Source organism: Pseudomonadota bacterium (assembly GCA_039193195.1).
In the GTDB taxonomy this organism is placed as follows: Bacteria; Pseudomonadota; Gammaproteobacteria; order Steroidobacterales; family JBCBZW01; genus JBCBZW01.
In genome coordinates this window covers 15,889-40,699 of record JBCCWS010000041.1, presented here as the reverse complement: position 1 = coordinate 40,699, position 24,811 = coordinate 15,889, and the positions used below count along the sequence as shown (strand labels likewise).

Sequence of the window (24,811 nt, the reverse complement as noted above, 5' to 3'; positions counted from 1 at the left end):
TGCAGTCTAGCGTGTCAGGAAAGCGCGTGCGATGGGCATTCGCTGCTCGTGACCTCACCTGCCGGGCAACGCCTGATCCGAGGGGATCTTGGAGTCAGCGCCGGTCACGCTGGGCGAACGCGATTTTCGGGTGCCACGCGGTGCCAGCACCCGTTCTGCACCGACTGCGGCGATGGCCAGCAGCCCCATGCTGACGGCGAAGACGAGACCGTAGGCGAGTCCTGCGGTGGTGTCGTGCAGTGCGGCGAACGCACCCCCCGTGATGGCGAGCGTTGCTGCGATGGCGATCGCATCCCCCATCTGCAGCGCGGATGCGCTCGCACCGATGGCGCCGGGCGGGGCCAGACGGATCAGCAGCACGCCGAGTGCTGGCCGCTGCATGCCTATGCCGAGGCCCATGATCGACCACGCGACGATCACCAGCGTGGGTGGTAGCGCGAAGGCCAGCACGGCCACGATCAGCAGCAGCCCCGTGAACATGATGAACGCGCCCAGATGGAGCACCCCACGCGGATCGCGTTCCTGGCGCCCGCGGCTGTACCAATGGGCACCGCTCGCCCAGCCTAGAGCAGCACCTGTGAGGCTGAGGCCTGCCAACCCTGCGCTGAAGGCGTAACGCTCGATCAACAGCAGCGGCACGAAGGCCTCGGCAGAGAAAAAGGCTGCCGCGGCGAGGGCACGCACCGCGACGACGCTCGGCAATCCCCGGGCGAGGCGCAACGTGCCCGCAGGGAGGAGCGCCCGTGCACCGAGCGCGAGCAATCCTAGTCCCATGACGAGACTCAAGGCCTGACTCGACGCGCCGGCGCTGTGGCCGCTGGCGTGGGTGAGGGCCAGGCCGCCTGCCGCCACGATCGACCATCCGACCCGAGACCCGGCCCGCGGAGCTAGCTGACCGCGCCTTGCCTCGCTTGACTTTAGGATCGGTGCGAGCAGCATTGCCGCCGGTGCGCTAGCCAAGGCCACCAGCAGAAACACCCAGCGCCAGCCGAGCGTACCGACGATCAGTCCACTTATTGCTGGCCCGATCAGGGCAGGCAGCACCCAGGCCGTGGACATGGCGGACAGGACGCGGCCATGCATGGAGGCTGGGTAGGAGGAGGCCGCGAGCACGTACAGGGTTACGCCGATGGCCCCGACGGCGAGCCCCTGTACCACCCGACCGACCAACAGCAGGGTGAGGTGATCCGCAAGGCCGGCCAGTGCTGACCCCAGCACCAGCGCGCCGATCGCGCACCAGGTGGGTGCGCTCGGCCCCCGTGCGTCACTCCAGATACCCGCGATGGCAATTCCGACGGCGCTTGCGGCGAGGGTGCTTGCGAAGGCCAGCGCGTACCAGGAGAGCGCATCGAGCTGGGTCGCCGCGATCGGCATGGCGGTGGCCACCGCCATCGACTCGAAGGCTACTAAGGAGGTGAGGACGACGATGCCGAGGGTGGCCCGACGGTAGGCCGGGGCGAGCAGGCGCTCCTGGGTGGCGTTCGCCGCTTCGTCCTGGGCGTGACCTGAACTCATGGTGGGATCCTCTCGGTGTTTCCCACAGTCTCAGACCTCAAGTTTGCTTGAGGTCAAGGATTGAGGGAAAGGCGCACGAGCGGAGAGCGCCGCCTAGGCAGCGTGAGCTGGCCCGTGTATAGCCGTGGCTGGCTGGCCGTCACCGTGGCAGCGCTCGCGGAGCGAGCCGGGCTCAGCCTTTCTCTTCGCTCAATAGCGTGAGTAGGTCTGCCGCTAATATGTCGGGATGGAGAAAGCCAACGTTGTAGATGTTGCGTAGCCGCTGGCGTCGATCGATCAGGTAGACGCGCAGAATGTGCGAGTAGCTGCCGAGCGAGGCACCGTGCTCGTCCACGCTTTCGATCACGGTCTGGTCGTAGGCTTCGAGGATGGGTGTTAGCGCCTCCCGTGAGGCCGAGGTCAGGAAGAACCACGGCGTCCCTGCCTCTCCCTGGGGCTCGGGTGCCACCTGGGCTGCGTAGGTGCGCATGACCTGTGGCGTATCCCAGGCGGGGTCGAAGCTCAGGGTTAGGAAGCGCACTTTGCCGGCCAGGGCGTCGCGCTCACTCACTTCCCGGCGCAGGCGCTTGAGCACGTGGGTGGCGAGGGGGCAGCCGTTCGGGTCTGGGCAGCGCGTGTAGATGAAGCTCAGCACCGTCAGGCGATCGCCCATCAGCTCGTGTAGGCGTGCGGGGCTGCCGTCGCTGCGCAGCACGTGGCCATCGGCTGCCGGCCCGAGGGCGGGCAGCCGGTAGGAGCCTGGCGCGGGGGCGTCAAACGCTAGCTTGCCGTAGCCAGGTGCCTGCACCTGGGGCGCCTGGCGCTGCAGGTGCAGGCGATGGTGATTCTCGGCTCTCTCCTCAGCCCCGCCAATCCCCGCTGACAGCAGCGTGCACGGCAGTAGCGCGGCGAGGGCGGTCCTGCGTCGTCGACCGTCCGCCGGCGTGCTCAGGGTTGCACCCGAGCGCTCGCCGGTGCGGGCGCGGGTCGTTCCTGACCGTAGAGGGCGTAGGCGCCGAAGCGCATCTGGTGAGGGCTGCCCAAGCCTTCGGCGTGGAAGTCGATGGCGAAGGTCGGCTCCAGCGCCTTGCCGTTCCACTGGAAGGCTTTGAAGTACTGCAGGTCCTCACCGTCTGGCGCATCCACCTTGTCCCACTTGGCGAGCAGCGAGGAGGTGAAGTAGATGCGCTCGCCGTCCCAGCTTTGCGACAGCATGTTGACCTGGGCGCCGAGCTTCTTCTCGTAGACCTGTTCAGGTTTAAAGGGGTCGGAGATGTCGAAGGCGCGGGTGGTACCGTCGTTCCAGGTGTTCACCCAAAGCAACGAGTCGTCGGCCGCGATGGAGATGTCCACGGGGAGGGGGATCTTCGAGGGATCGGCGATCGTGCCGACCTCGGTGGTTGACCAGGTGCCCTTCGTGTCCGCGTGAATCAGCCAGATCTTCGAGGTGAGGGCCGTGGTCGTAAAGCAGTAGTCATGGTCCGAGCCCCAGGCACAGCGGATCTCCAAGGGGGCGCCGGGCACGTCAAGTACGGTTTTCGGCTGGCGGGTGTGCAAGTCCCAGATCACCACCGTGTTGCCGAAGGCGGCCATTGCATCGGGGTTGGCCATGATGTCGCCTAGCGGAGTCATGTAGTTGCTCCAGCCCGTAAACGACGAGGTGATGAGGGCGTTGCGCCGGGGCAGGGCCCGCACGTCGTAGCCGTAGCCGTCTGCGAATTTGCCGGTTTGCTCGGCGCCGTAGAGGTTGTCGGCGGCGGGGATCCAGTAGGTGGCGATGTAGTCACCGGCGTTCGAGTACTCGACGAGTGCCGTGCGGCCGCCGTGGTCCTGCGCGTTGGATAGACCGCTGATCAGCATGCGCCCCGGCGTCGCATAGTTCGTGTGCGGTCCCACCACGCCGCCCGTTGCCTCGACGAAGTTATCGATCGTGTTGACCAGTTCGGGCTCGGCGGGATTGGTGTGCACGTCGAAAATAAAAATGTGGCTGCTGTCGAGGCCGGCGGCCCACAGGAAGCGGCGATCGTCGGTGAAGCCGCTGTGGTGGGCCTCGAAGCGCCCGCCTACGGAGAGGCTCGCGACCACCTTGCCGTAGGTGGGCGAATCCGGGTGTGCGTCGATGGTGACGAGCTTGTCCTCGCCGTCGCCCATGCCTTCGACGCCCACGGTCCAAATGTAGACAAAGTCCTCTTGGCCCACGATTTTCGCCATGTAGGGGGACATGCAGGTTTCATCTCCTGCAGCGCCGAGGCCGAAGCTGAGGCCAGCGATGAGCGCCAGCATCGAGCATCCCGGTGTGCCGAGGGGACGGCGGGAACGTGACTTCAACATGGGTGCAACTCCCTGAATGTGCTCCTATCGCCAGCCTACGAGTCACCGTTCGGCGGTTCAAGAGCTAGCTGAAGAGCCGTGCTACTCGCCCTTAGGGTCTGCCCAGGGGCAGCGTCCGCGGCGTTGCATCGCTTGCCAATGGCGATGCCATTGGCTGCGCGACGCGCCTTGCTGACGCGGCCCCGACGCAGACTGAGCGTTACCTCATTTACCAAGCGGCCCACTGGGTCGCTGGCGCGCCGGCGGCATCGACGGAAGTGTCTGTCGGCAGATCGCCACGCCTTCACCGAATAAGATGATTAGGGGGCGCCGGTTGCGGGAGTGCCCTGAAGATGCAGGAAACATCGGCGGCCGTCGCTGGTGGTAGTCCGGATTTGCGCATCCGTCAGATCGCCCTAGCTCTCGCTGATCTGCGCCTTGGCGCGGCTGCGACCGCATGTTGCAAATGCGGTGGCGATATCGTGAAGCGCTGTCACGGCGCGGTGACAAGGGCAGTTTTTCGCCCGTGCCGAGCATCCATCGGCGATAATGACCGCAGGAACATGGATGTTCGACTCAAGGAGACTATTCCATGCAAAAAGACGACAAGTGGGCCGATCCTGCGGGCCGAGCGCACGCTCGCACCTCGCCGGGGCTCGCCCGACTCACGGCCCTTCTGTTGGGGGCCGCACTGACCGCCGGCGCCGTCGATGCGCAGCAGCCGACATCACTGGCCTTCAACTCCGTCCCGGAGGGCCAAGCGCCGCAGGGCATCCTCGCGGCGGCCCGCGCATCCCGCGGCAGTGCACGCCTCCATGCGCACCCGGCCGAGGCCGATGCCGTGCGGGAGTTGACCGCCTTTGCCCACGCCCATTGGGAGGAGATCGGTGCCCTCGATGTGGTGGGGCTGTCGCGCTTCCACGTCGAAGCGACCCGTGGCTGGCACCCGCCTGCCGAGCCACACTTCAACGGCGCCGAAGTGCTGGCTGCCGACGACGATGCGCTCTACCTGATGTTGCGCGGTCCGCGCCTGCCGGCCAGCTTCGAGATCGTTCATCGCTACCTCGTCTTCTTCGCGCGCTACGACCTGACCAGTGGTCAGGTGGGCGATGTGAGCGTCAGCATTCGTGGGGAGGTGCACGAGTGAGCCGGCCGCAGCTGCCGGGGGCACCCGTGCTAGCCTCTCACCGCCGCACTGGCGCCGCACTCACCCTCACCGCCGGGATGTTGCTCAGCGGGTCCGTCCTCGCCACGCCCTTCACCTATCGCGACTACGATCAGGTGCAGGCGGATCTGGAGGCGCTCGCCCAGCAGTATCCGGAGCTAACCCGCTTGAGCACCGCGCAGGAAGACTACGGTCTGCCGAGAGACGATCGCTTCGAGCACTTCATCCTGCGAATCACCAACGAGGCGACTGGGCTTGACAAGCCCGAGATGCTGATCGTCGGTACGCAGCATGGCGATGAGGTGGTCGGTGTCGAGGTCGCCATCGAGACGGCACGGCTGCTGCTCGAGAGCTACGGCTCAGACCCCTGGCTCACGGCCCTGGTGGATGAGCGCGAGATCTACTTCATGCCGCTGGCGAATCCCCAGGGGTATTCGGAGGGGCGTCGCTCCAGTCCCGGTGCCGAAGGCAACGAGGACATGAATCGCGATCACATCTACGACCGGGCGTGCGATTTCTTCTGCGACGACGACATCCCCCTCTCAACCGTGGGTGGCCGGGCCATTTGGGAGCTGTCTCGGCGTCACGCTTTCCGCGTTATGCTCGATTACCACGGAGGTATCGAGCTGATCATCCATCCATGGGGCACGCCGATCCATCGCCAGAACACGGAGAGCCCTGACGAGCGTGCTGCCAATGCGCTCGGCAATCTCATGAGCGAGTACGGCGGCCCCTTCCGCGGCTTCTACCCGGTGGGCACATCGAACGACCTGCTCGGCGCGGTGATCGGTCCGCTGGACGACTCGTCCTACGCGCCCGGCTGGGACCCCGACAACGCGGATGCCCAGTTCCCCAACGATGCGGCCCGTGCCATCAGCTACACCGTGGAGATCTCCAACCAGAAGCGCCCGCCGCAAAACCTGCTTGGCGGCGATGCGGACTTGCTCACGCCGGGCGGTGCTGAAGACGGTTACATCCCGAAGAACGTGCGTATCGCCCTGGCGGCGATTGACCTGACAGATCCGTTCGTCCAGTGGGCCAACCGCGACCAGGTGCCGACCAACGTGGAAGCGGGCGAGACCTTCGAAGTGCGCTGGCAGGTGCGCGGGTGCTTCGATGTGGACGATACGCGCGTGCGTTGGGGTAGGTCGGCGGATCCTCGGGTGGACTTCGATGAGCAGAGTGCATCGCAGAGTGATGTGAGCGGTCGCGCATGCTTCGAGCCAGCGCGCGAATTCACGGCCGAGGTGAGCATCGACGCGCCGGGGGAGTACTTCCTATCGCCGGTGGCGAGAGTCGATCAATCACTCCTCGGTCAGAGCAATCCCGATCCGGCCTTGCCGCCACAGAGCTTCCTGGTCCGTGCTCGCACGGAGGAGGGAGAGGTCTTCCGCAATGAGGTGGACCCCAGCGAGGTGAACACGGTGGTCGGCCAGATCTACCGTGATGCCGAGCCCCTGCTGATCACCGTGACCGGCGACGGCGGTGTTCCTGATTACATCTTGAATCCACCGCTGCCGGGTGACGCCGGGGTTGTGAACACCTTCGAGATCACCGGCGCGACGCCGGGGCAGCGCAACTTCGTGCTGGTCGGTGGCGCCCCCGGGGCGACGGAAGTGCCTGGCTGCCCGGGCTTGTTCGCGGACATCGCCAACTTCCGCGTGCTGGCGGTGGGGAACGCCGATGCGACGGGTACGGCGACCCTCACCCGCTTCCTGCCGGGCGGTCTCGCCGGGCGCACCCTGCGACTGCAGGCGGTGGAGCGGCCTAGCTGTACGCTCAGCGACGTGGTGATCGAGACCTTCTGAGTCGATCTCCGGTACGATGGACCGCTGCGGTTCGGCGTCGTTCGGCAGGTCGCCTAAGGCGTCGCGGACGATCCCTGGCAGGACGCGGGGAGATTCTGCACGTCGACGGTGGTCAAGTTGTTGCCGAAGACGGTCATCCCCTCGAGGGGCCCACTGAAGCCGCACACCCACGCCACCGTGGCGCCCGCGTTGTCGTCGCGTAGACTCGGGCGCAAGCTCAGAATGCGCTCGCCTAAGGCGGCGTTGACGCTGGCGAACTCCACGTGAATCGCGCCCTCTGAAACGGCGACGGCGGACACGCCATCGCTACTGATCTCGGTGGGCACCGGCAGGTCGAGCACCGAATTGGAGTCCGGGAACTCGCCGAAGTAGGAGAAGTAGTCCTCGACGCGGGTTTTAATTCCGCCCGTGATCGTCAGTGCCTCGACCACGTAGGCGCGAGTCACGTAGCGCTGATACGCAGCGACGGCGATCGCGGTAAGAATACCGACGATGGCCGTAACCACCATCAGCTCGATCAGCGTAAAGCCTCTTGCTTTCATCTTCCGTCCTTGGAGGGTCGGCAAGGGAGTTGCCGATGGCCATTCCGTTGCGTGGGAGCCACAAACGTCGGTGGCCGCCACTGGCTCTTTTGCGTCATCCTACCTGAGGGGAGGGTAGCGGATCACGTCCCATGTGCGGATCGAGTGCCGCCGCCAGGCGACAACCTTCCCCTGTGATCATAACGGGCCGCGGCGATACGCCCACGACGAGACATCTCAATGAGCAGCATCCCTACCAACGTTGCCCTGTTTCCGATTCCGGATCTCGTGGCATTTCCCGGCACGATCGTGCCCTTACACGTCTTCGAACCGCGCTACCGGCAGCTTTTAAATGAGTCGATCGAACAGGAGCGTCTGATTGGTATTCCTAATACGCGAAAGCAGATACATCCGGGGCGCAAGCACGAATCGGTGGAGGAAGCGCTCTCGAGCAACCAGGCGACATATCAGCCGCACGAGGTGTTTTCCGCCGGCTGTGGGGAGATCGTCGAAACCCTCGATGACGGACGGTTGCACGCGGTGATCCGCGTTGAACAACGCTTAGTGTTAGGACGGGAAGTGCAGACCTTGCCTTATCGGATCGTCGAGGCGACGGCTCTGGAGGACGAACCGGACGGCGAAGAAGACGTCTCGCGCGAGCTGCAACGGGAGATCAACGGACGCCTAGTGCGCATCGTGGCCGACGAGAGTCCGGAGCTGGCTGACGCCTTGGAACAGGACGATTGGCGCTCGCTCAGTCCCGCAGTGTTCTCCTTCAAGGTCTTCCAATTCCTGCGCTTCGACCCGGATCTCATGCAGTCCGTGCTCGAGACCACGCAGGTGAGTGAGCGCTTGAAGGTGATCGACGAGGTGTTGCAGAGCGCGGTGTGAGCGCTTGGTACGCGCCTACTGTCGCGATTGCCTTAGGCCATCGGCACCCGCTCGAAGCGGTTCGCGTCGAGATTCTTGCGCACGGCCTGCGAGGGGAAGATCTCTCCGTTCATGGCGATGTAGACCCCCGGGGTGCAGACCTGCACGGCGGCCACGGCCATGCCCGTGTTGAACAACGCATCGGTGGAGCGGAAGCGCGCCGGGGTTAGGGCACCTGTGAGCACGATGGTCTTGCCTGCGATGTCCTCAAGCGTGCGCGCCGACTGCACCATGGTATCGGTGCCGTGGGTGATCAGCACGTGGGTGGCCTGGCAGCGGCTTACCGCCGCGTGGATCTGCGCTCGGTCGGCGTCGGTCAGTTCGAGGCTGTCCTTGTGCATCAGCTCCGTCAGGGTGTAGTCGAAGCCTGCGCCGGCCTCCTGCAGGATTTGCGGGATTTGCGGGGCGCCGATACTGAACTCGCTGCGTGCATCGAAGTAGACCTTGTCGATGGTTCCACCGGTGGTGAAGATCGCGACTTGCATGGGGCTGCTCCGTGGCTTGGGCGATGCTTGGGGGCCTACGCGCGTCACATCGATTGACGCGAGCTCCCCGGCCCGGTTCGCGCACGATACACTGCGGCGCTGATGGGGTACACGTGGAGCCATGTCAAGGGAGGATGAATGCTGAGGCGCTTTAGCCGAGTGGCGATCGCTAGGTTCGCCTGGCGAGATCCGGTGCTGGTTCTGGCCGTGCTCGTGCTGGCGATTGCTGCCGTTAGCTGCAGCCGCGATACAGCGCCGACCTTGGAACCGTTGCCGACTGATACCTTGGTCCCCACGTCAGCCGGACCCGTCACCGGGGCGTTAGCGTCTCCTGGGGCTCACGTATGGCTCGGAATACCTTACGCCGCACCGCCCGTTGGAGATTTGCGCTGGCGGGCTCCGCGGCCGCCGCAACCCTGGAAGGCGCCGCGAGAGGCCATCGTCCACGGATCCGCTTGCCCGCAGACGGGCAGCCCCCTCGGCGGGGCCCCTGCCGATACCTACGGTGAACTCTGGGGCGATGAGGACTGCCTGTCCATCAATGTCTACGCCCCTGCCGACGCACCACGCGGCGGTGACGCCGCCGGCCTGCCGGTACTGGTGTGGATTCACGGCGGTGGCAATGTGGTCGGTCACAGCGGTTTCTACAATGGCGCTCGCCTCGCCGCCGAGCAGCAATTGATCGTGGTGACCTTCAACTACCGCCTCGGTCCGCTCGGCTGGTTCTACCACCGCGCCCTTGGCGATGGCACGGCACAGGACGGCTCCGGAAACTACGGCGTTCTCGATATGATCGCCGCGCTCCATTGGGTACGTGCGGAGATCGATGCCTTTGGCGGTGATCCGCAACGGGTAACCGTGGCCGGCCAATCGGCGGGTGGACGAAACGTCTTCAGCCTGCTCGTCTCGCCCCTAGCCGAGGGCCTTTTCCACCGCGCGATCGCCCAGAGCGGCGGCACGACCACGGCGTCCGTGGCGGCGGCCAGCCACTATCGGGACGATGCCCAGGCGCCGGGCAACGACACCAGTTCCGCGGAGATCGTGCTGAAGTCACTCGGTGGCGAGCGCGAAGCGGCCAAGCGGCGGGCAGAGGAAGAGCTGGCCGACGGCGAGATCGCTTCGCGATTGCGCGCCTTGGAGGTGGCGAGGCTCTTCGAGCTGTACGAGGCCAGTCCCTACTCGCTGGGCGCTCAGGGGCCAACGCTGATCCGCGACGGCCACGTGTTGCCCCTCACGCCGACCCTGCAACTCCTGCGGGAGGGCAAATGGCAGCAAATGCCGGTGATGCTCGGCAGCACGCGCGATGAGGCGAAGCTCTTCATGGCCTTCGAGCCTGATCAGGTGCAGCAGGTGGCGGGCCTACCCCTGTGGCGCAAGGATGCGGTGAGCTACGAGCGCGAAGCCTTTTACCGTTCGCGCGCGTGGAAGTTCTTCGGTGTCGATCGCCCCGTCAGCGCAATGCTTGAGGGCGGTGCCTCCGGTCCCTTCTTCACCTATCGTTGGGATTGGGATGAGGAGGGCAAGTTTGGCTTCGTCGATTTGTCAGCCATCGCTGGCGCTGGGCACGGCCTTGAGGTCGCCTTCATCTTTGGACACTACGACGTGGGGCCTAACACCAAGATGCTATACCACAAGCGCAACGAAGCGGGTCGGCGCGAGTTGAGCCGCCTGATGATGGGCTACTGGGCCGCCTTCGTGCGCGACGGCGCCCCGGGCAGCGGCGGCACGGGAGCGCCGGTCTGGCCCGCCATCACCGATGAGCCCGATGCCGAAGGCCTGATGGTGCTCGACACTTCGAGCGATGGCGGAGTCCGCGCCGTGAGCGAGCGCATCACCAAAGTCGACTACCTCGACGCCCTGCGTGCTGATGCCTATCTCGAAGACAGGCAACGCTGCCGACTCTACGACATCACCTTGGGCTTCGATGCAGCGCACGCTGCCGACCGCGCCTCCCTGGGCTGCCAAGGCGTGCCGCGCGTGCCGATCTTCGGGGGCAACGAATGAGCCAGGCGACGCTGCTGATGCGGGCGGGGGCGGCGTTCGGGGCGGTGGGCGTGATCGCAGGTGCCTTCGGTGCCCACGGTCTTGAGGGGCAGGTGAGTGCAGCTCGCCTAGAGACCTTCGCGACGGCAGCCAGCTACCACCTGTGGCACTCGCTGGCGCTGCTGCTGACGGGCGTCGTGGCGTGTCGTCAGCCGCGTACGGGGCTGCTCACCTGGGCCGGTCTGTGCTTCGCCGTCGGTGTAGTGCTGTTCAGCGGGTCGCTATACGCATTGGTGCTCCTAGATGCCCCCATGCTCGGCGTGATCACGCCCCTCGGTGGGGTCGCGCTGATCATCGGTTGGCTCCTATTAGTGTTTGGAATAGGTGCCGAGTCCAAGACTTAGGTGTTAGAGCTGTGCGTCCAGGGCCTCGATCAGCTGCGTGATCTCTGCCTGGCTCGTGTAGTGTACGAAGGACAGGCGCAACACGCCACGCTCCGGTTCCATGCCGAGTGCCTCGATGCAGCGATGCGCGTAGAAGTGCCCGGCGCTCGCGCCTACGCGATGGTTCGTCGCCAACGCCTGGGCGATGTCGCGTGGATGGCGCTTCGTATCTACCGCCACCGTCGGGGCTCGCCCGACAGCCTGTCGGCGGCCGACCAGGCTGGCGCGCGGGTGATCGTCCAGGAAGTCTAGAAGCGGCGCGAGCAGCGACTGCTCGTGGGCGTGCATCAGGTCGTGTAGGGCGTTGGCACGCGCGCGTAGGGGCAGGTCGGCGATGCCCTGGTGCAGGCAGAGCGACTCGAAGTAGTCGACCACGCCCCCGGATGCGGCTACCTGGGCGTGGTCGGGGCCGGCGGGCACGAAGCGTGCGTTCGCCTTGCCCGCGTTGAAGAAGTGGGTCTGCGATGGCCATTGCTCGTTGAGCGCCCGGCGCATCGTCATCACGCCCTGGTGGGGGCCGTAGACCTTATACAGGGAGAACAGATAGATGTCCGCGCCCAGCGCACGCACGTCCGGCAGGCCGTGGCCGCAGTAGGACACCCCATCGACCACGCTCACCGCTCCGGCCTCACGAATCCGTTCGCAAATCGCGGTCACTGGATTGAAGGTGCCGACGATGTTAGAGCAGTGGGTGAAGGCGACCAGCACCGTGCGTTCGCTGAGAAGCGATTCGAGCGCGGCGAGATCGAGGTCCCCGCTGTAGGGATTGAAGCGCCACTCGCGCACGGTGAAGCCATCGTCGGCTAGGCGCCGAAACGCGCCCACGTTGGCCTCATGATCGAGGTTGGTGACGATGATCTCATCACCCTGCTTGCCGTGGGCGCGCAGGGCTTGGGCGAGTACGTAGACGTTCTGCGTAGTCGAGGGGCCGAGGTGCAGCTCGTCGGTGGAGACGTTGAGCCAATTCGCCAGGCCTTCGCGCGCCCGGTCCATGGCCTCGCCACCAGCCACGGAGGCCGCCGACCAGGCGTAGGGCTGCACCTTGTTGCCGCGGTAGAAGCGATCTAGCTGCTCGATGACGGGCGCGCAGGCGTAGGAGCCGCCGGCGTTCTCGAAGTGGGCCCAGCCTTGTAGGTCCGGCTCGCGGAAGGCCGGGAAGCAGTGCCGGGCAAAGTCGACGTCGAGGGTGGCGCTTGTGGACATGCGGTTCTCTCTGCTCGCGCGGGAGTTCACGGGATTTCACCGTTGCGGGCCGCCTAGGTCAACGGATCGCGTTCACCTGCACCAGACCTGCACTACACTTAAGCCCGGGGAATCGACCGAGGAAGGCACCATGGAGTGGAGAGGCCGACGCGGCAGCGACAACGTGACCGACGCGCGCGGGCGGCGCATGTCGGGCGGGGGCGGTGGCCTCGGCGGGGCTGGGATCAATATGTTGCTGCAGATGGTGCTGCGCACCTTTGGCCTCAAGGGCGTGCTCGTGCTCGGGGTGATCGGCGTGGTGGGCTGGCAGCTCGGCTTGATCAACCCGGCCACGCTGCTCGGCGGCGCACCCACCTCCCAGCAGGTGAAGTACACGCCGACAGCGGCGGAACAGGAGCTCTTCCAGTTCGTCGCCGTGGTGCTGGCGGACACGGAGGACGTCTGGAACTCGGAGTTTGGCCGCTTCGGCCAGGCCTACCGTGAGCCGGAGCTGATCATCTATCGCGATCGTATCAACACCGGCGGCTGCGGCCTTGGCGATTCGCGCATGGGGCCGTTCTACTGCCCCGCTGACCAGCGCATCTACATCGATCTGCGTTTCTACGACGAGCTGGCCCGTATCTTCCAGGCACCTGGCGACTTTGCACAGGCCTACGTTATCGCGCACGAAGTGGGGCACCACATCCAGAACCTCCTTGGCTTCGATAAGCAGGTCAATGCCAAACGGGGCACGCGCGAGGAGAACCAGTGGATTGTGCGCCTGGAGCTGCAGGCGGATTTCCTCGCGGGCGTGTGGGCGCACCACAACCAGCGTTACCTTGAGCGCGGTGACATCGAGGAGGCGATGCAGGCGGCCAATCAGATCGGTGACGACGCGATACAGATGCGCGCTCAGGGACGCATCGACCCGCACGCTTTCACCCACGGCACGTCCGAGCAGCGCATGCGCTGGTTTGAGAAGGGCCTTCAGAGCGGGCGCATCGAAGACGGCGACACCTATTCCATTCCCTACAATCAGCTATGAGTCAAATCAACCCAGCCTACGTCACGGCAGTGAAGGAAAGCGTTCGTCACGCGGCTTACCCAGCGCTCATGTCGATGACCATCGCGGACATCGATCAGGAGGGCTGCGTCATTGCCCTCGCCGGGCAAGAGAAGCACTTACAGCCCTTCGGGATCATCCACGGCGGCGTGATCGCCACCTTGATTGACACGGCCACCTTCTGGGCAGTGTTTCTCTCCCTGCCCTCGGCCCAGGACGGCTTGGTCAACGTCGACCTCAAGCTCAACTACCTATCCTCGGTGACCGGCGGCGAGCTGCGCGCCACTGGCCGCAAGGTGCGCATGGGGCGCACGATCGGCTACTCCGAGGCCCACGTTCACGACGACAAGGGCCGGCTCATCGCCCACGGCACGTCAACGCTGATGGTATTGCCCGGCAAGGGGCTCGACCTCGGCGTTCCGCGCGAACTGACCTAAGTTCTGCCCGCCCTGGCGGCCCGCACTGTTCGCGGCGCGCTACAATCCCACGATCGTCGGATTGGGAGTGAGGAACGCCTCGTGTTGTCGATCGATCTAACTCAGCAACGGGCCATCGTCGGCGGCGCAAGCCGGGGCATCGGCGCTGCAACGGCTCAGCGCCTGGCCGAGGCTGGGGCCAGCGTAACCCTGCTTGCGCGCAGCGAGGACGACCTGCAGCGCACGCTCACCTCGCTCGCTACGGGCGAGGGTCAGGCCCACAATTACAGGGTCGTCGACTACACCAAGCCCGAGACCCTTGCCGATGCGCTGGGTGAGGTTGCAGGGCGGGCCGATGTGCTCGTTCACAACACGGGCGGGCCGCCTGCCGGCGCCGTGGCGGATGCGCACAGCGTTGCCTTGGGCGCGGCGTTTACGCAGCACATCGTCGCTGGGCAGGCGCTGGTGCAGGCGGTACTTCCCGGCATGCGCGAGCGCCGCTACGGGCGCATCGTCAATGTGATCTCCACCTCTGTGAAGGAGCCGATCCCCGGGCTCGGCGTATCGAACACGATTCGTGGCGCCGTCGCGAGCTGGTCCAAGACCTTGGCCACAGAGCTCGCCGCCGAGGGCATCACAGTGAACAACCTGCTGCCGGGTTTCACGGACACGCAGCGCCTGGCCTATCTGTTCGAGATGCAGGCCAAGGCTGCCGGCCGCACAGCGCAGGAGATGGCGGATGCGGCGCGCAGCTCCGTGCCCGCCGCCCGCTTCGGCAAGCCAGAGGAGCAGGGCGCCGCCATCGCGTTCCTAGCCTCACCGTTGGCCGCCTACATCACGGGCATCAATCTGCCCGTCGACGGTGGCCGCACTCGCTCGCTCTAAGCCTAAGAGACGGCGCCCCGTGTCGCGAGCCTATCGACCCGACAAGCGAGCATTCGCTCCACCGGGCCGCCATGTCCGCTGCGGGGGGTTCATCTTGACCTATTAAATTCAATAGTAAGATACTCGATGCTGTCGCCGGCCTGGGCCGTGGGCTTCGACAAGAGCGCCGAACAGGGAAGCTGGGGGCGAAACGCCGGCGCAGCGACGCACGGCGTAGGCCAGGGCGGCTCACCTGCGGGTCTTGGCGCGCGAGCCGTGTCGCTAGCGGGCGATTGGCGTACGGTCTGAAGCGCGCAGCCAATACTGGCGCCAAGCCAGGGCAGCAATCAGCAGCGCGCAGGTCGTGAAGGGCGCAAACGGCCCCATCCCTGAAACAGCGATCAGGACGGCAAGAGCTACGAGTGGCAAATCGCCTACGCCTGCCAAGTGCGTGCGGTCTCGAACCAACCACAGGCCGAACGTCGCCAAGCCCGCGGGTACTGAGATGGCCAGGTGACCTAGGTTGGCGCTGGCAACGCCGTGGGCTGGTGCTTGGAGGGTGTCGATGCTCACTCCTAGGCCTGTGCCGACGCCTGCCACAGCCACGAACACAAGAAAGTGACCGTAGCTCCAGGAGAAGACAGGCCAGTAGCCCGAGGTGTCGAGGTGACCTTCGCCTGAGAAGTACAGCGCCCACAAGGCGAAGGTGATCGCGGGGCCGCAGAGCACCAGCGGCAGAACGGCCGGATCCCCGGCCGGCCCCACGAGCAGGCGCAACGCCTCGACGCTGTAGAGCAGGATCTCACCCAAGGTGATGATCATCATCAGCCCGTAGCGCTCGACGATGTGACCACGATGCCATGGCGTGCGCTTGGGTCCGTTCGCCACCAGCGGCACCGCAAGCTCGAGTCCGTAGCCGAGCAGCACCCATGCCTGCCACGCGTGGACCGTCGTTGGCGCCCAAGCGTTGAGGCCCACCCAGTAGCAGAACGTGAGGCCTAGACACGCGCTGTAGCGATTAGCCGTGGCGCGATGCTCTGGGTTGTGGGCCGCGACCCGCCGCCACAGGAACAGCTGCACGGCGCGCATGAGGGCGTAGCTCATCAGCAGGGAGCCTCGCTCCCCGCCAGAGAACACCAGCGGAACGCTGGCCGCGATGCCCATGAAGCCCAGCATCAACACCATGACGGCGAGTCGCTGCACGCTGTCGTCGTTGTCGAAGCTCGACGAGAACCAGGTGTATTGCTGCCAGGGCCACCAGATCAGGAAAAACACCATCAGGAACTGCACTATGCCCTGTGCACCGTGTCCGCTCGATAGAGCGTGACGAAACTCGTGCGTGGCAGCAGCGATTGCGATCACGGCCACCAGGTCGAAAAACAGCTCCAGCTGGGTGGCCCCCCGGTGCGCCTCCTCGCTATCTCTCGCCGTGAGCGGGATTCGCCGTAGCATGCGATACCTTTCCTGCGTTGAGGGTTGGTCGACGATCTTAGGAAGCTCCGACGGGCGGCGCCCACATGGTGCTCGAACGGCCTCGAGGTGCACGGGAAATCGTTTGTAGGTGCAACTATCTATCTATGTGCGCTACGCGGGCGAGAGCGCCTGGACGATACAGGCTTACACGAGGCGATGCGGGTGTAAACGCGCGTCATTCCACACCTTGCGTGCAGTCGCGCGACGACCTGAGGTGCCTATCGGTAGGTCGCTGGGAGTCCGCGCACGAGTAGTGCTGCACGTATGCACTTTCGGTGTGCGCTCGACTCATGGTGCGAGTCGGCGCAGCATGGGACTCTCTAGCTTCGGTTCTCAACCAAGGTAGGTCATGACCGTGATTCCTTCCCTTGCGATGCCCAGTTCCCTAACGGTGGCGCTCATCGTTACCGCTTTCGCGCTGAACGCCCATGCAGATGAGCAGCAGGTGCCCGAGTCCACCACGATCTTGGCCTTCGGCGATGCCAACACGCTCTTCGTTGCGGACAACGCGGGCGGACGCATCTACGCTTACGAGTTGGGCGGCCTCATGAACGCCGCCGACTCCGTCGACTCCGCACCGTTCAATCTGGAGCAGTTCGGTACCGCGCTGGCGGACTCACTCCAGCTACGTTCCCGCGACATCAGGTTCAACGATCTGGCCGTGCATCCGGTCACCAAGGATGCCTTCGTGTCGCTGACCGTTAGCGCCGGTGATACGGGGCCTGCCCCCGCCATCGTGCGCGTGTCTCCAGATGGGGAGATCAGCCAGCTTCCCCTCGAGAAGCTGCCGAGCACATCGATGGCCTTGCAGCGGCCTGCGGACGACGGGGTGACCTTCTGGCGGGCGATTCCCGCCAGCACCTTTGCCGTAACGGATCTAGATTTCGCCGACGGCGTACTGTTCGTCTCCGGTTTGTCCACGGGCGAGTTCGCCTCCACCCTGCGCCAGATCCCTTACCCCTTCAGCGCTGATGGCAACAGCACCAGCTCGGTGGAGATCTTTCACACGGCGCACGGTCAGCAAGAGACGCGGGCACCGATTCGGGCGTTGACGGTGGTGGACCTTGATGGCGAGGCAACGGTGGTCGCTGCCTATACCTGCACGCCCCTGGTCACCTTCGACGTGGCCAGTCTCAAAGACGGTGAGCACGTCGTTGGCAAGACCGTCGCGGAGCTAGGCTACGGCAACACGCCGTTGGAAGTGCTCTCCTTCACTGCCTACAACGCCGAGCGAGAGGCACAGCGCTTCGTGTTGGTGATAAACCGGGAGATGGATGCGGATCTGATTCCCCTGCCGGCGCTCACCGCGGCGGCCAAAGCAACCGGACTCAAGGAAGTGGTGCAGATCGGCAGCAACAGCGGCGTTAGCACCATGCCCTTGCCGTTGAGCGGCATCCTCCAAGCCGCGGACCAAGACCCTCAGTACTTGCTTACCTTACGCCGTGATCTCGACAGCGGCGATATGGAGCTGGTGTCCTTCCGTAAGGGGGCCTACATGCGCCTTTCCACCTTCGTCAGCGAGTACAACTTCCCCGACTACGAGTACGACGAGTCGCAGGATGGCGCACGTATGTTCCAGAACTTGCTGAAGATGGACGAGGGTTTCCCGGACGCAGTGAAGTAAGTCGCAAATAACCCTGTATCGAGGAGCGCCCGGTGCGACGTTGGATGCGGACCCTGCTTTGGCTGATCGTGGCTGTGAGTTCCCCGGCCGGTGCGAACGTAGACTGCGCGGATGCCTCTCCGGCCCGTGCGCGCGTAGCCGAGGTGTACCCTACGGCGGACGAGTTACCCCAGAACCTGCTCAGGCTCTACGTCTATTTCACGCAGCCGATGGAGCGCTCGGATCCCGCTGCCCAAGTCTCGCTGCGTGATGACCAGGGAGGGGTCGTGCCCGGTGCTCTGCTGAACACGCGCTTCGGTCTTTGGTCCACCGACGGTCGGCGTCTGACCGTGCTGCTCGATCCGGGACGCGTTAAGACGGGGCTGGCGGCGCACCAACGCATGGGCGCCGTGCTCGCGCACGGGCGACGCTACGCGCTGCGCATCGAGCGGGGCCTACGAGATGCAAGGGGCTGTGCGATGAGCGTCGCGCACGAGAAACGATTTACGGCAGGGAGGGCGGATCGCCGCGCCCCCAATCCCGCCGAGTGGTCCTTGGAGCTTCCCGCCGTGCGCACGCGCCAGGCGCTGACGGTCGCCCTGCAAGGGCCTACAGATCACTTGTCGCTCGCCTATCGAATCCGAGTGCTAGATGCGGATCGGCACGCGGTGCCAGGGGCGATAATGCTGGCGAGGCACGAGCAGGTGTGGCGCTTCTCGCCGGCGCAGACCTGGGAAGCCGGCACCTACACCTTGCGGGTGGATCCCACTCTTGAAGATCTCGCTGGCAATCGCCCCACCGGCCTGTTCGACGACCCCACCACCGCCAATCGTGAACTCAGTGCGAGCGCGGCCAGCTTCAACCGAACATTTATCATTGCTGAGTGATCCGTGTGATCTCCCTTGAGCTTGCGCCGTTACCGGCACCCCAACGAGGACTTCCCATGCATGTACGCAAGTCGGCCCCGCGCCGCTCATGCGGCGCCCTGTTGCTTGTCTTAGCGATGTGGACATCCCCTAGTAATGCTGCGGATACGCTCCACGGGTCTACGCCGCTGGTGGCCATGCCGCCTGCGGGACTCGCCTACGCCTCACCCGCGACGCAGCTTCGTGCTCGCGACGCCCTGCCCCGACTGGAAGCCGGCACCGTGGAGTGGACGGCGCGCATCGCGTACACAGACGGCGAGATCTACAACCCCGCCACCGGGCGTATGGATCATGTGCGTTTGCGCAGCTACCAGGGTGAGGGGGTCAACCCAGCCGTGCCCTTCGTGCCGCCCGCCATCATCCTGCGTCCAGGCGATACCTTCCGCTTTACCCTGATCAATGATCTGCCTGCCGAGGATCCGTCCTGTATCGATCATGGGGACATCAACATTCCCCATTGCTTCAACGACTCCAACATGCACACGCACGGCCTTTGGGTGAGTCCCGCCGGCAACTCAGACAACGTCTTGCTAAGGCTGGCGCCAGGCCAACGGTTTACCCACGAGTACAACGTCCCCTCCGATCACCCGGCTGGCACCTTCTGGTATCACCCACACCTACACGGCTCGACCGCTCTGCAGGTGAGCAGCGGCATGGGCGGGCCGCTCATCGTGCGCGGCGAGCGCTTGCCAGGGGCTGATCGCACAGGCGACATCGATACGCTGCTGCGCACGGTCGACGGCGCGCCCTTCGCGGAACGCGTATTCGTGTTGACTCAGATTGCCTACGCCTGTGGCCCGCGCCGGGCGGATGGAACCATCGAGATCAAGACCGACGAGGATGGCTACTGGGTGTGCGAAGAGGGTGATGTCGGTGCCGTTGAGGGCTACAACCAGTTCGGCGTGGAGCATCACTTCGATACGCCCACGGGTATCCCAGACCTCAAGACTCGGTGGGAAGTGTCGGGGCGCCATACGGCGGTCAACGGGCAGGTGGTACCGACGATCTACGGCGTGCGCGCCGGGGTGCTGGAGCGCTGGCGCGTGATTCAAGCTGGCGTGAGTGGGTCGGTGTCGCTGAGCGTACGTCGCTACACGGGCGCGGCGCCTGACCTTGCCTATCGGGGCGGCGACGCCGACAGCCGTGCCCGCTTCGTGGTGGAGAACTGTGCCGGGCCTGAGGTGGCGCAGTTCTCGATCGCCCTCGATGGACTCACGCGCAGCCAGGTGATGCGTCAGGGTCGTAGTAACCTGCATCCAGGCTATCGTGACGATTTGCTGATGGTCTTCCCCGAGTCGGGCGCCTACTGTCTCATCGACAACGAGGCCCCCCGTGCCGACAGTATTCGCATGCAGAGCAAGCAGCGCCAGCTGTTGGGCTTCGTGGTGGTAGACGGGGAGTGCGACGCGCTGGATGGACACTCGGCCGAGGCCTTCGTGGGTGCATCTCTTCGAGCCTCCGCCGCGCGCCATATGCCGGCCGACGCGCGCGATCGGGTGGTGGAGGAGCTGTCTCGACAGCCCATGAGTCTCGCGTCCTTCGTTGCGCACCGCTCGTTGCTGGAATTACCCGTGGACGGCGAACAGACCCTAGGCTTCGATACGATCATCGTGGAAGATGCGCCGCAAAACGAGTTCGTCGTCGGCAACCTTGAGCTCACGCCAGGGGAGCTACCGCGCCTGATCGAGGCCAGTGACTACGTCTCAGGTCGAATCGATCGAACCCTGACCTTGGACAACGTCGAGGAATGGACCCTAGCAGCCTTCACGGAGGGGCACCCGTTTCACAAGCATGTCAATCCCGTGCAGATCGTGAGCATCGTGGATCCGGACACGGGAGTGGATGTTAGCGCCTTCGACTCGGGATCCGTCTACGCTGGTCTCAAGGGGCAGTGGAAGGACACGATCTTCTTACCAACGAATATCTTCGGCGTGCCGTACACGGTGACCGTACGCACCCACTACCGGCGCTACATCGGCACCTTCGTGCTCCACTGCCACATCTTGGATCACGAGGACTTCGGCATGATGCAGGCGCTTCAGATCGTGCCCGCCGCCCCTACGGCGAGCGCCAGCGTCGGCCACCACTGATAGGCCTAGAAGTCGAAGCGAGCAACGGCGGCCAGGCGCGAGGCTGAGCCGTTCTCACCGGACAGTACTCCGTTGCGGCCGTAGATCATCTCGATACCGAAGTTGGCGTTGTCCACCGGCGTCCAGTAGAGGTTGGCGGAGAAGCGTTCGCCGCCGGTGTAGGCGCTGCTGTCGGCCCCTTGAGGCAGGTCGAGGTCCAGGGCGCTGACCTCGAAGGTGGAGCGCCAGCGCTCCGACCACCAGTGCTGGTAGGCGAAGAAGCCGCCGAGGATGCCGGTCGCCTCTACGCTGCCGTCCTCGCTGACCACCCCATCGAGGCCCACGGTCGCCAGCGTGGAGTAGAAGTGAGTGAACCCCTCACCCGCTTGCGCGCCGAAGACGATGTTGTCGCGCGGGTCGAGCCAAGGCACGTAGACGCGCCCGGAGAATTGAATTCCACCAGTGAAGATCTCGTCCGTGGTCGATTCCAACTGCAAACCGAGGGCAGACAGGCGCAAGCGGCCCCAGGGGCGGGTGGTCTCGACGAAGCTCGTCACATTGGGCACGGAATCGGAGGCGAGCAGAGCCTCGGGCCCGGTCAGATCGCCGGCGGGATTCTCGATGCCGACTCCAAAGCGCCACTGCTCGCCGGCGGACTGATTCCACCTAACACCGGGGTTTCGTGCTGCGGGTTGCGAGAAGGGGCCGCCGAAGTCCACGGTCTCCGGCGAGGAGCGGATGTCGACGAACTGCGACCACCACTGGCCAACGTAGAGGCTGCCCAGCTGCGCGGCCGCGTGGCGAATGCGTGCCTCGTAGTTGCTGATAAACTCGTTGCCGCCGCCGAAGAAGTCGAACTCGACGAAGGTGCGGAACTCGCCAAGGGGGGTATCGTTGCGAACGTCGAGATTCACTCGGGTGTTGCGAACATGGAAGCGTACCTGTTGCGTATCGTCGTCGACGCTGCCGTCCAGAGGGATCCTGCGCGGGTTGAACGAGTCCTGGAAGCCCGCATTGTCAAGGTCGTAGTTGCCCTCTGCGCGGATGAAGCCCCCGAGGCGCACGGAGGCGCCCGTGCCCGGTATGCGGATGGCGCCGTCGAAGTTGCCGGCGGTCACGATCGCATCGTCGGGGAAGCGACCTAGCGGTTGGCGTGCCGGACGGCCTTGCGGTCCAATGACCTGCGCATCGCCGTCTGCGACCGAGCCATCGGAAGAGGGTGAGGCACCTGGCGTTGGTGAACTCGCCGCGCCTTGCTTCAGCCGCTCGATCTCCTGAGCCTGCTGAGCCACCACTTCCGTCAGCGCCTCTAGTTGCGCTCTGAGGGCGTCGAACTCCGGGCCTGTTCGGGCCGGCGCGGCCTGCGCGCCGAGCAGCGCTGCAGCCACGGCGGCGCGAAGGACACCTCCCGGTCGATTGCGCGTGGAGGTTTCAAGGCAGTGCGTTGGGTCGGTGCTCGACATCGCGAAGTTCCTTCTGGGCTAGACGCAGCCACTAGCTTCCTGACCCAAGGAAGCGACGAATAGGCGTGCAGCGCGCAGGGGAAGTGCGCGCGTTAAGCGTTTTCGCGCGCCCGGTGGTGGGGGCGAACCGCTCGGTCTGGGACGCCCGGTCGCACGCGCCTTAACGGCAACGGTTGCTCGGATCTGAAACGCACATGTGATGTGCGCCAGAGCGGCTTGAGTCGGGGCGAGCCGGTCCTGATATTCGCCGCTGCGCTTCGACGCCACTCGCCGCTGGGGGAGGCCACCATCAATGCCGGGAGCAGGGACGACGATGATTGACGACACGAAACGGACGCAGCAGCGACCGCTCGCCAGAGCGACTCAGGGCACCGGCCTGGTGAGCGCCACCGCTGATGAAGCGACGGCGCCCATGCAGAACTGGACCGAGATCAAGACCGCCTATCAGGTAGGTCGCCTGGGCACCGTATCCGCCGCGGCCGAGCATCTGGGCATCCATCGGGCAACGGTGATTCGCCACGTGGACGCGCTCGAGCAAGCCCTGCGCGCCAAGCTGTTCCACCGCCATGCGCGCGGGTATGCCCCTACCGATCTGGGGATGGAACTCATCCAGGCGGCGAAGGCGTCGGAAGCGCACTTCCGCTCGGTGATAGGCAAAGCCCTGGGTTTAGAGTCCGCCTTGTCGGGCAAGCTGATCGTGTCCTCCCTGGCCGACGCTGCCTACAAGGTCATTCCCGTCGTCCAGCGCTTCCAGGCGCAGTGCCCCGAGGTGAGCGTGCAGTTCATCGAGGGGCCGGAACTGCTGCGCCTGGAGTATGGCGAGGCCCACATTGCCTTTCGTATAGGCCGAAAGCCGGCGCATCCCGATTACGTGGTGTTGCCCTTTGGCGAGATTCGCTTCGGCTTGTTCGCGAGCCGCGACTACCTCGCCAAGCATGGCGAGTTGGGCGCCGAAAGTGAGCGCTATGCCGAGCACCGGTTCGCCGTGCTGGCGCCCGAGGGGCCTGCAGGGATTGCTGTGTGGTTACGGCGCAACGCGCCAGACCATGCCCGCACCTTTCAAACGAACGACCCGCGTGTGCTCATTCGCGCCATCGTCAGTGGGGTGGGCATCGGGTTCTTGCCGTTGGAGGTGGCTGAACGCCACGCCGATACGCTGGTGCAACTAGAACAGCCGCATCGACGCTGGAGCACGCGCATTTGGGTGGTGACGCACGTCGATCTGCATCGCAGCCCCAAGGTGCAGCGCTTTCTCGACGCTGCGCGGGCAGGTGCATGAGCACCGTTGGCTCACTGTTGCTCGACGGTGCGGCCGAACAGCGCCTGCACGTGCCGTGCGTTGTTGCCCTCGGTAGCATTGATGCGCTCTATCTGGGCTGGACTTGCCTCGAGCACGGATTTTAGGATGAGCCAGCGCACGGACTCCGTGTAGGGCGGCGTGGTGAGGGATCCGCGGTAGGCGTAGTAACCCTGCTCGATGGATCCTTCACGGGCGATGTCCTCGATGAACAGAGGATCACCCTGCAGCCTATAAGAACCATTCGCCTCACTGGGGATCGCCGATACGAATTTTCGGATGAAGTTACTCTCCGCACCCATCCGAAACAGGAAACCCACCACCAGGTAGTCAGGCGGGTCCTTCGGTTCGATGCCAGTGGCCACGCAGTGCATCTCCATCGGAAAGGTGACGCCGTCCACCTGATGCTCCGAGGGGGTGTGGAAGTGGCATTGGGAGAGTGCGTAGCGCTTGTCTTCGAACTCGACGCTCGCGCCCGAGGCCATGGACAGCTGCACGGAGTGACCGGTGTTGCGGACTGCGTCGGCGGCGACGTGATCGTCGTGGAACAGCACCCGGTGGCCGCCGCTGCGCGCGTTCTGGGTGAGAATATTCACCGGCGATTGCATCAGACCATGGTCGAGCCCCGGTAGCGTGTATAGAGTCTCCGGCGCCATTGACTCAGGCTCTTCTGCGATGCTGACGATTGGCATCGTGGCGAGGAGTAGACTCAAGTGGGCGACGATGGGAGATGTGTGGTGCATGACTAGCGCCTCGATAGCAGCGTCAACGCCTGGGGAGCAGCGCTCCCGGACCACTACAGTTCAGTCGACGGTGTCGTGTGGGACAAGGCGTGCAGCGCGCGCCCGATGAGCGCCTGTGCGGCACGCGTGGTGTTGGATGAGTTCAGGTGCGCGTTCACTAGGGTGCCGGGCAATCGAAGGCGGCGGTGGCGGTGCCTTGATGGAAGCGCGCTTGCCAACCCGCTGGCGTGCGTTGCCAGAGGGTCGCCCTTAGGGTGTGACGAGATGTTCGGCCGTCCCCATCCACGTGCGCGGATCGATAGGTGAGAAGCGCAATGCCCTCGCCGAGCGGTGCCACAGCAAAATCCTGTGCTAGCACAGCACTCGGGTGTGACTCTGTCGGCAGTTGCTGAAGCAGATCTGCCTTAGAGAAGACGCGACCCGAGCTGCCAAACTCGACAAAGGAATCGTGGAGTAGGGCGTCGAGCCGAGTGAGGTCGGCGCGTACACTGGGTTGATGGAGGGCGCGTTCTAGCGTGCGGAGGTGGCTTAGGAGGTCGTCTTCCGAGGGTCCCTGCGTAGCGTCCACGCGTC

The 24,811-nt window shown here is 64.9% G+C and carries 22 protein-coding genes; 12 read left to right on the top strand and 10 right to left on the bottom strand.

Going from position 1 to position 24,811, the window contains the following annotated elements:
• Positions 1-54: 54 nt before the first annotated feature.
• The 3 genes from AAGA68_22090 to AAGA68_22080 form a co-directional block, all read right to left on the bottom strand.
• Positions 55-1,515 (bottom strand): MFS transporter, encoded by a 1,461-nt coding sequence (locus AAGA68_22090; GenBank protein ID MEM9387761.1) that lies wholly within the window; start codon positions 1,513-1,515, stop codon positions 55-57.
• Between the two features lie 172 nt (positions 1,516-1,687).
• Positions 1,688-2,302, bottom strand: a complete 615-nt coding sequence (locus tag AAGA68_22085; GenBank protein ID MEM9387760.1) for an SCO family protein — start codon at positions 2,300-2,302, stop codon at positions 1,688-1,690.
• A 140-nt stretch (positions 2,303-2,442) separates the two neighbouring features.
• Positions 2,443-3,777 (bottom strand): selenium-binding protein SBP56-related protein, encoded by a 1,335-nt coding sequence (locus tag AAGA68_22080; protein ID MEM9387759.1) that lies wholly within the window; start codon positions 3,775-3,777, stop codon positions 2,443-2,445.
• A gap of 619 nt (positions 3,778-4,396) precedes the next feature.
• On the opposite strand from AAGA68_22080, the gene AAGA68_22075 reads away from it, so the two are divergent.
• The gene (locus AAGA68_22075) at positions 4,397-4,951 is read left to right on the top strand and encodes a hypothetical protein (GenBank protein MEM9387758.1); all 555 of its coding nucleotides are present in this window, start codon (positions 4,397-4,399) and stop codon (positions 4,949-4,951) included.
• On the top strand, positions 4,948-6,777 hold the full coding sequence (locus AAGA68_22070; protein MEM9387757.1) for a M14 family metallopeptidase: 1,830 nt from the start codon (positions 4,948-4,950) through the stop codon (positions 6,775-6,777). The genes AAGA68_22075 and AAGA68_22070 overlap by 4 nt, the downstream gene beginning before the upstream one ends.
• Positions 6,778-6,830: 53 nt before the next feature.
• Here the strand turns inward: AAGA68_22070 and AAGA68_22065 are convergent, their stop codons facing one another.
• Positions 6,831-7,319 carry a pilin gene (locus AAGA68_22065; GenBank protein ID MEM9387756.1) on the bottom strand — a complete coding sequence of 163 codons (489 nt, stop codon included), beginning with the start codon at positions 7,317-7,319 and terminating at the stop codon, positions 6,831-6,833.
• A 219-nt stretch (positions 7,320-7,538) separates the two neighbouring features.
• Here AAGA68_22065 and AAGA68_22060 point away from each other — a divergent pair, with 219 nt between their 5' ends.
• Positions 7,539-8,189 carry an LON peptidase substrate-binding domain-containing protein gene (locus tag AAGA68_22060; protein ID MEM9387755.1) on the top strand — a complete coding sequence of 217 codons (651 nt, stop codon included), beginning with the start codon at positions 7,539-7,541 and terminating at the stop codon, positions 8,187-8,189.
• A 32-nt stretch (positions 8,190-8,221) separates the two neighbouring features.
• Here the strand turns inward: AAGA68_22060 and AAGA68_22055 are convergent, their stop codons facing one another.
• Complete coding sequence (locus AAGA68_22055) at positions 8,222-8,713, bottom strand: asparaginase domain-containing protein (protein ID MEM9387754.1); 492 nt, start codon at positions 8,711-8,713, stop codon at positions 8,222-8,224.
• 138 nt (positions 8,714-8,851) lie between these two features.
• On the opposite strand from AAGA68_22055, the gene AAGA68_22050 reads away from it, so the two are divergent.
• The gene (locus tag AAGA68_22050) at positions 8,852-10,717 is read left to right on the top strand and encodes a carboxylesterase family protein (GenBank protein ID MEM9387753.1); all 1,866 of its coding nucleotides are present in this window, start codon (positions 8,852-8,854) and stop codon (positions 10,715-10,717) included.
• Positions 10,714-11,100, top strand: coding sequence for a DUF423 domain-containing protein (locus AAGA68_22045; GenBank protein ID MEM9387752.1), 387 nt, complete (start codon positions 10,714-10,716; stop codon positions 11,098-11,100). Before AAGA68_22050 ends, AAGA68_22045 begins: the two co-directional genes overlap by 4 nt.
• Before the next feature lie 3 nt (positions 11,101-11,103).
• On the opposite strand, the gene AAGA68_22040 is transcribed toward AAGA68_22045, so the two are convergent.
• Complete coding sequence (locus AAGA68_22040; GenBank protein ID MEM9387751.1) at positions 11,104-12,342, bottom strand: aminotransferase class V-fold PLP-dependent enzyme; 1,239 nt, start codon at positions 12,340-12,342, stop codon at positions 11,104-11,106.
• Between the two features lie 130 nt (positions 12,343-12,472).
• On the opposite strand from AAGA68_22040, the gene AAGA68_22035 reads away from it, so the two are divergent.
• The 3 genes from AAGA68_22035 (at position 12,473) to AAGA68_22025 (ending at position 14,685) form a co-directional block, all read left to right on the top strand.
• Entirely contained in the window at positions 12,473-13,366 is an 894-nt protein-coding gene (locus AAGA68_22035; protein ID MEM9387750.1) for a neutral zinc metallopeptidase, read from the top strand.
• Positions 13,363-13,821: a PaaI family thioesterase gene (locus AAGA68_22030; protein ID MEM9387749.1), complete on the top strand. Its 459-nt coding sequence runs from the start codon at positions 13,363-13,365 to the stop codon at positions 13,819-13,821. The genes AAGA68_22035 and AAGA68_22030 overlap by 4 nt, the downstream gene beginning before the upstream one ends.
• Positions 13,822-13,902: 81 nt before the next feature.
• Complete coding sequence (locus AAGA68_22025) at positions 13,903-14,685, top strand: SDR family oxidoreductase (protein MEM9387748.1); 783 nt, start codon at positions 13,903-13,905, stop codon at positions 14,683-14,685.
• A 261-nt stretch (positions 14,686-14,946) separates the two neighbouring features.
• Here the strand turns inward: AAGA68_22025 and AAGA68_22020 are convergent, their stop codons facing one another.
• The gene (locus tag AAGA68_22020) at positions 14,947-16,116 is read right to left on the bottom strand and encodes a low temperature requirement protein A (GenBank protein ID MEM9387747.1); all 1,170 of its coding nucleotides are present in this window, start codon (positions 16,114-16,116) and stop codon (positions 14,947-14,949) included.
• 370 nt (positions 16,117-16,486) lie between these two features.
• Between AAGA68_22020 and AAGA68_22015 the strand changes: the two genes are divergently transcribed.
• Genes AAGA68_22015 through AAGA68_22005 form a run of 3 tightly spaced genes read left to right on the top strand, consistent with a single transcriptional unit; the run spans position 16,487 to position 20,756 of the window.
• Positions 16,487-17,761 (top strand): hypothetical protein, encoded by a 1,275-nt coding sequence (locus AAGA68_22015; GenBank protein MEM9387746.1) that lies wholly within the window; start codon positions 16,487-16,489, stop codon positions 17,759-17,761.
• A gap of 32 nt (positions 17,762-17,793) precedes the next feature.
• Positions 17,794-18,627 (top strand): hypothetical protein, encoded by an 834-nt coding sequence (locus tag AAGA68_22010; protein ID MEM9387745.1) that lies wholly within the window; start codon positions 17,794-17,796, stop codon positions 18,625-18,627.
• Between the two features lie 56 nt (positions 18,628-18,683).
• Complete coding sequence (locus tag AAGA68_22005) at positions 18,684-20,756, top strand: multicopper oxidase domain-containing protein (protein ID MEM9387744.1); 2,073 nt, start codon at positions 18,684-18,686, stop codon at positions 20,754-20,756.
• Between the two features lie 5 nt (positions 20,757-20,761).
• On the opposite strand, the gene AAGA68_22000 is transcribed toward AAGA68_22005, so the two are convergent.
• Positions 20,762-22,198: a DcaP family trimeric outer membrane transporter gene (locus tag AAGA68_22000; GenBank protein MEM9387743.1), complete on the bottom strand. Its 1,437-nt coding sequence runs from the start codon at positions 22,196-22,198 to the stop codon at positions 20,762-20,764.
• A 313-nt stretch (positions 22,199-22,511) separates the two neighbouring features.
• Between AAGA68_22000 and AAGA68_21995 the strand changes: the two genes are divergently transcribed.
• Positions 22,512-23,477, top strand: a complete 966-nt coding sequence (locus AAGA68_21995; GenBank protein MEM9387742.1) for a LysR family transcriptional regulator — start codon at positions 22,512-22,514, stop codon at positions 23,475-23,477.
• Between the two features lie 11 nt (positions 23,478-23,488).
• Here AAGA68_21995 and AAGA68_21990 read toward each other — a convergent pair whose 3' ends face one another.
• A complete protein-coding gene (locus AAGA68_21990; protein ID MEM9387741.1) occupies positions 23,489-24,238 on the bottom strand; it encodes a carbonic anhydrase family protein in 750 nt (249 codons plus the stop codon).
• A 157-nt stretch (positions 24,239-24,395) separates the two neighbouring features.
• A complete protein-coding gene (locus tag AAGA68_21985; GenBank protein MEM9387740.1) occupies positions 24,396-24,806 on the bottom strand; it encodes a nuclear transport factor 2 family protein in 411 nt (136 codons plus the stop codon).
• Positions 24,807-24,811 lie beyond the last annotated feature (5 nt).

Coding starts and splice junctions, on each gene's coding strand:
- AAGA68_22090 (MEM9387761.1), bottom strand. CDS start 1,515: ATGAGTTCAGGTCACGCCCAGGACGAAGCGGCGAACGCCACCCAGGAG.
- AAGA68_22080 (MEM9387759.1), bottom strand. CDS start 3,777: ATGCTGGCGCTCATCGCTGGCCTCAGCTTCGGCCTCGGCGCTGCAGGA.
- AAGA68_22075 (MEM9387758.1), top strand. CDS start 4,397: ATGCAAAAAGACGACAAGTGGGCCGATCCTGCGGGCCGAGCGCACGCT.
- AAGA68_22065 (MEM9387756.1), bottom strand. CDS start 7,319: ATGAAAGCAAGAGGCTTTACGCTGATCGAGCTGATGGTGGTTACGGCC.
- AAGA68_22060 (MEM9387755.1), top strand. CDS start 7,539: ATGAGCAGCATCCCTACCAACGTTGCCCTGTTTCCGATTCCGGATCTC.
- AAGA68_22055 (MEM9387754.1), bottom strand. CDS start 8,713: ATGCAAGTCGCGATCTTCACCACCGGTGGAACCATCGACAAGGTCTAC.
- AAGA68_22050 (MEM9387753.1), top strand. CDS start 8,852: ATGCTGAGGCGCTTTAGCCGAGTGGCGATCGCTAGGTTCGCCTGGCGA.
- AAGA68_22045 (MEM9387752.1), top strand. CDS start 10,714: ATGAGCCAGGCGACGCTGCTGATGCGGGCGGGGGCGGCGTTCGGGGCG.
- AAGA68_22040 (MEM9387751.1), bottom strand. CDS start 12,342: ATGTCCACAAGCGCCACCCTCGACGTCGACTTTGCCCGGCACTGCTTC.
- AAGA68_22035 (MEM9387750.1), top strand. CDS start 12,473: ATGGAGTGGAGAGGCCGACGCGGCAGCGACAACGTGACCGACGCGCGC.
- AAGA68_22030 (MEM9387749.1), top strand. CDS start 13,363: ATGAGTCAAATCAACCCAGCCTACGTCACGGCAGTGAAGGAAAGCGTT.
- AAGA68_22020 (MEM9387747.1), bottom strand. CDS start 16,116: ATGCTACGGCGAATCCCGCTCACGGCGAGAGATAGCGAGGAGGCGCAC.
- AAGA68_22015 (MEM9387746.1), top strand. CDS start 16,487: ATGACCGTGATTCCTTCCCTTGCGATGCCCAGTTCCCTAACGGTGGCG.
- AAGA68_22005 (MEM9387744.1), top strand. CDS start 18,684: ATGCATGTACGCAAGTCGGCCCCGCGCCGCTCATGCGGCGCCCTGTTG.
- AAGA68_22000 (MEM9387743.1), bottom strand. CDS start 22,198: ATGTCGAGCACCGACCCAACGCACTGCCTTGAAACCTCCACGCGCAAT.
- AAGA68_21995 (MEM9387742.1), top strand. CDS start 22,512: ATGATTGACGACACGAAACGGACGCAGCAGCGACCGCTCGCCAGAGCG.
- AAGA68_21990 (MEM9387741.1), bottom strand. CDS start 24,238: ATGCACCACACATCTCCCATCGTCGCCCACTTGAGTCTACTCCTCGCC.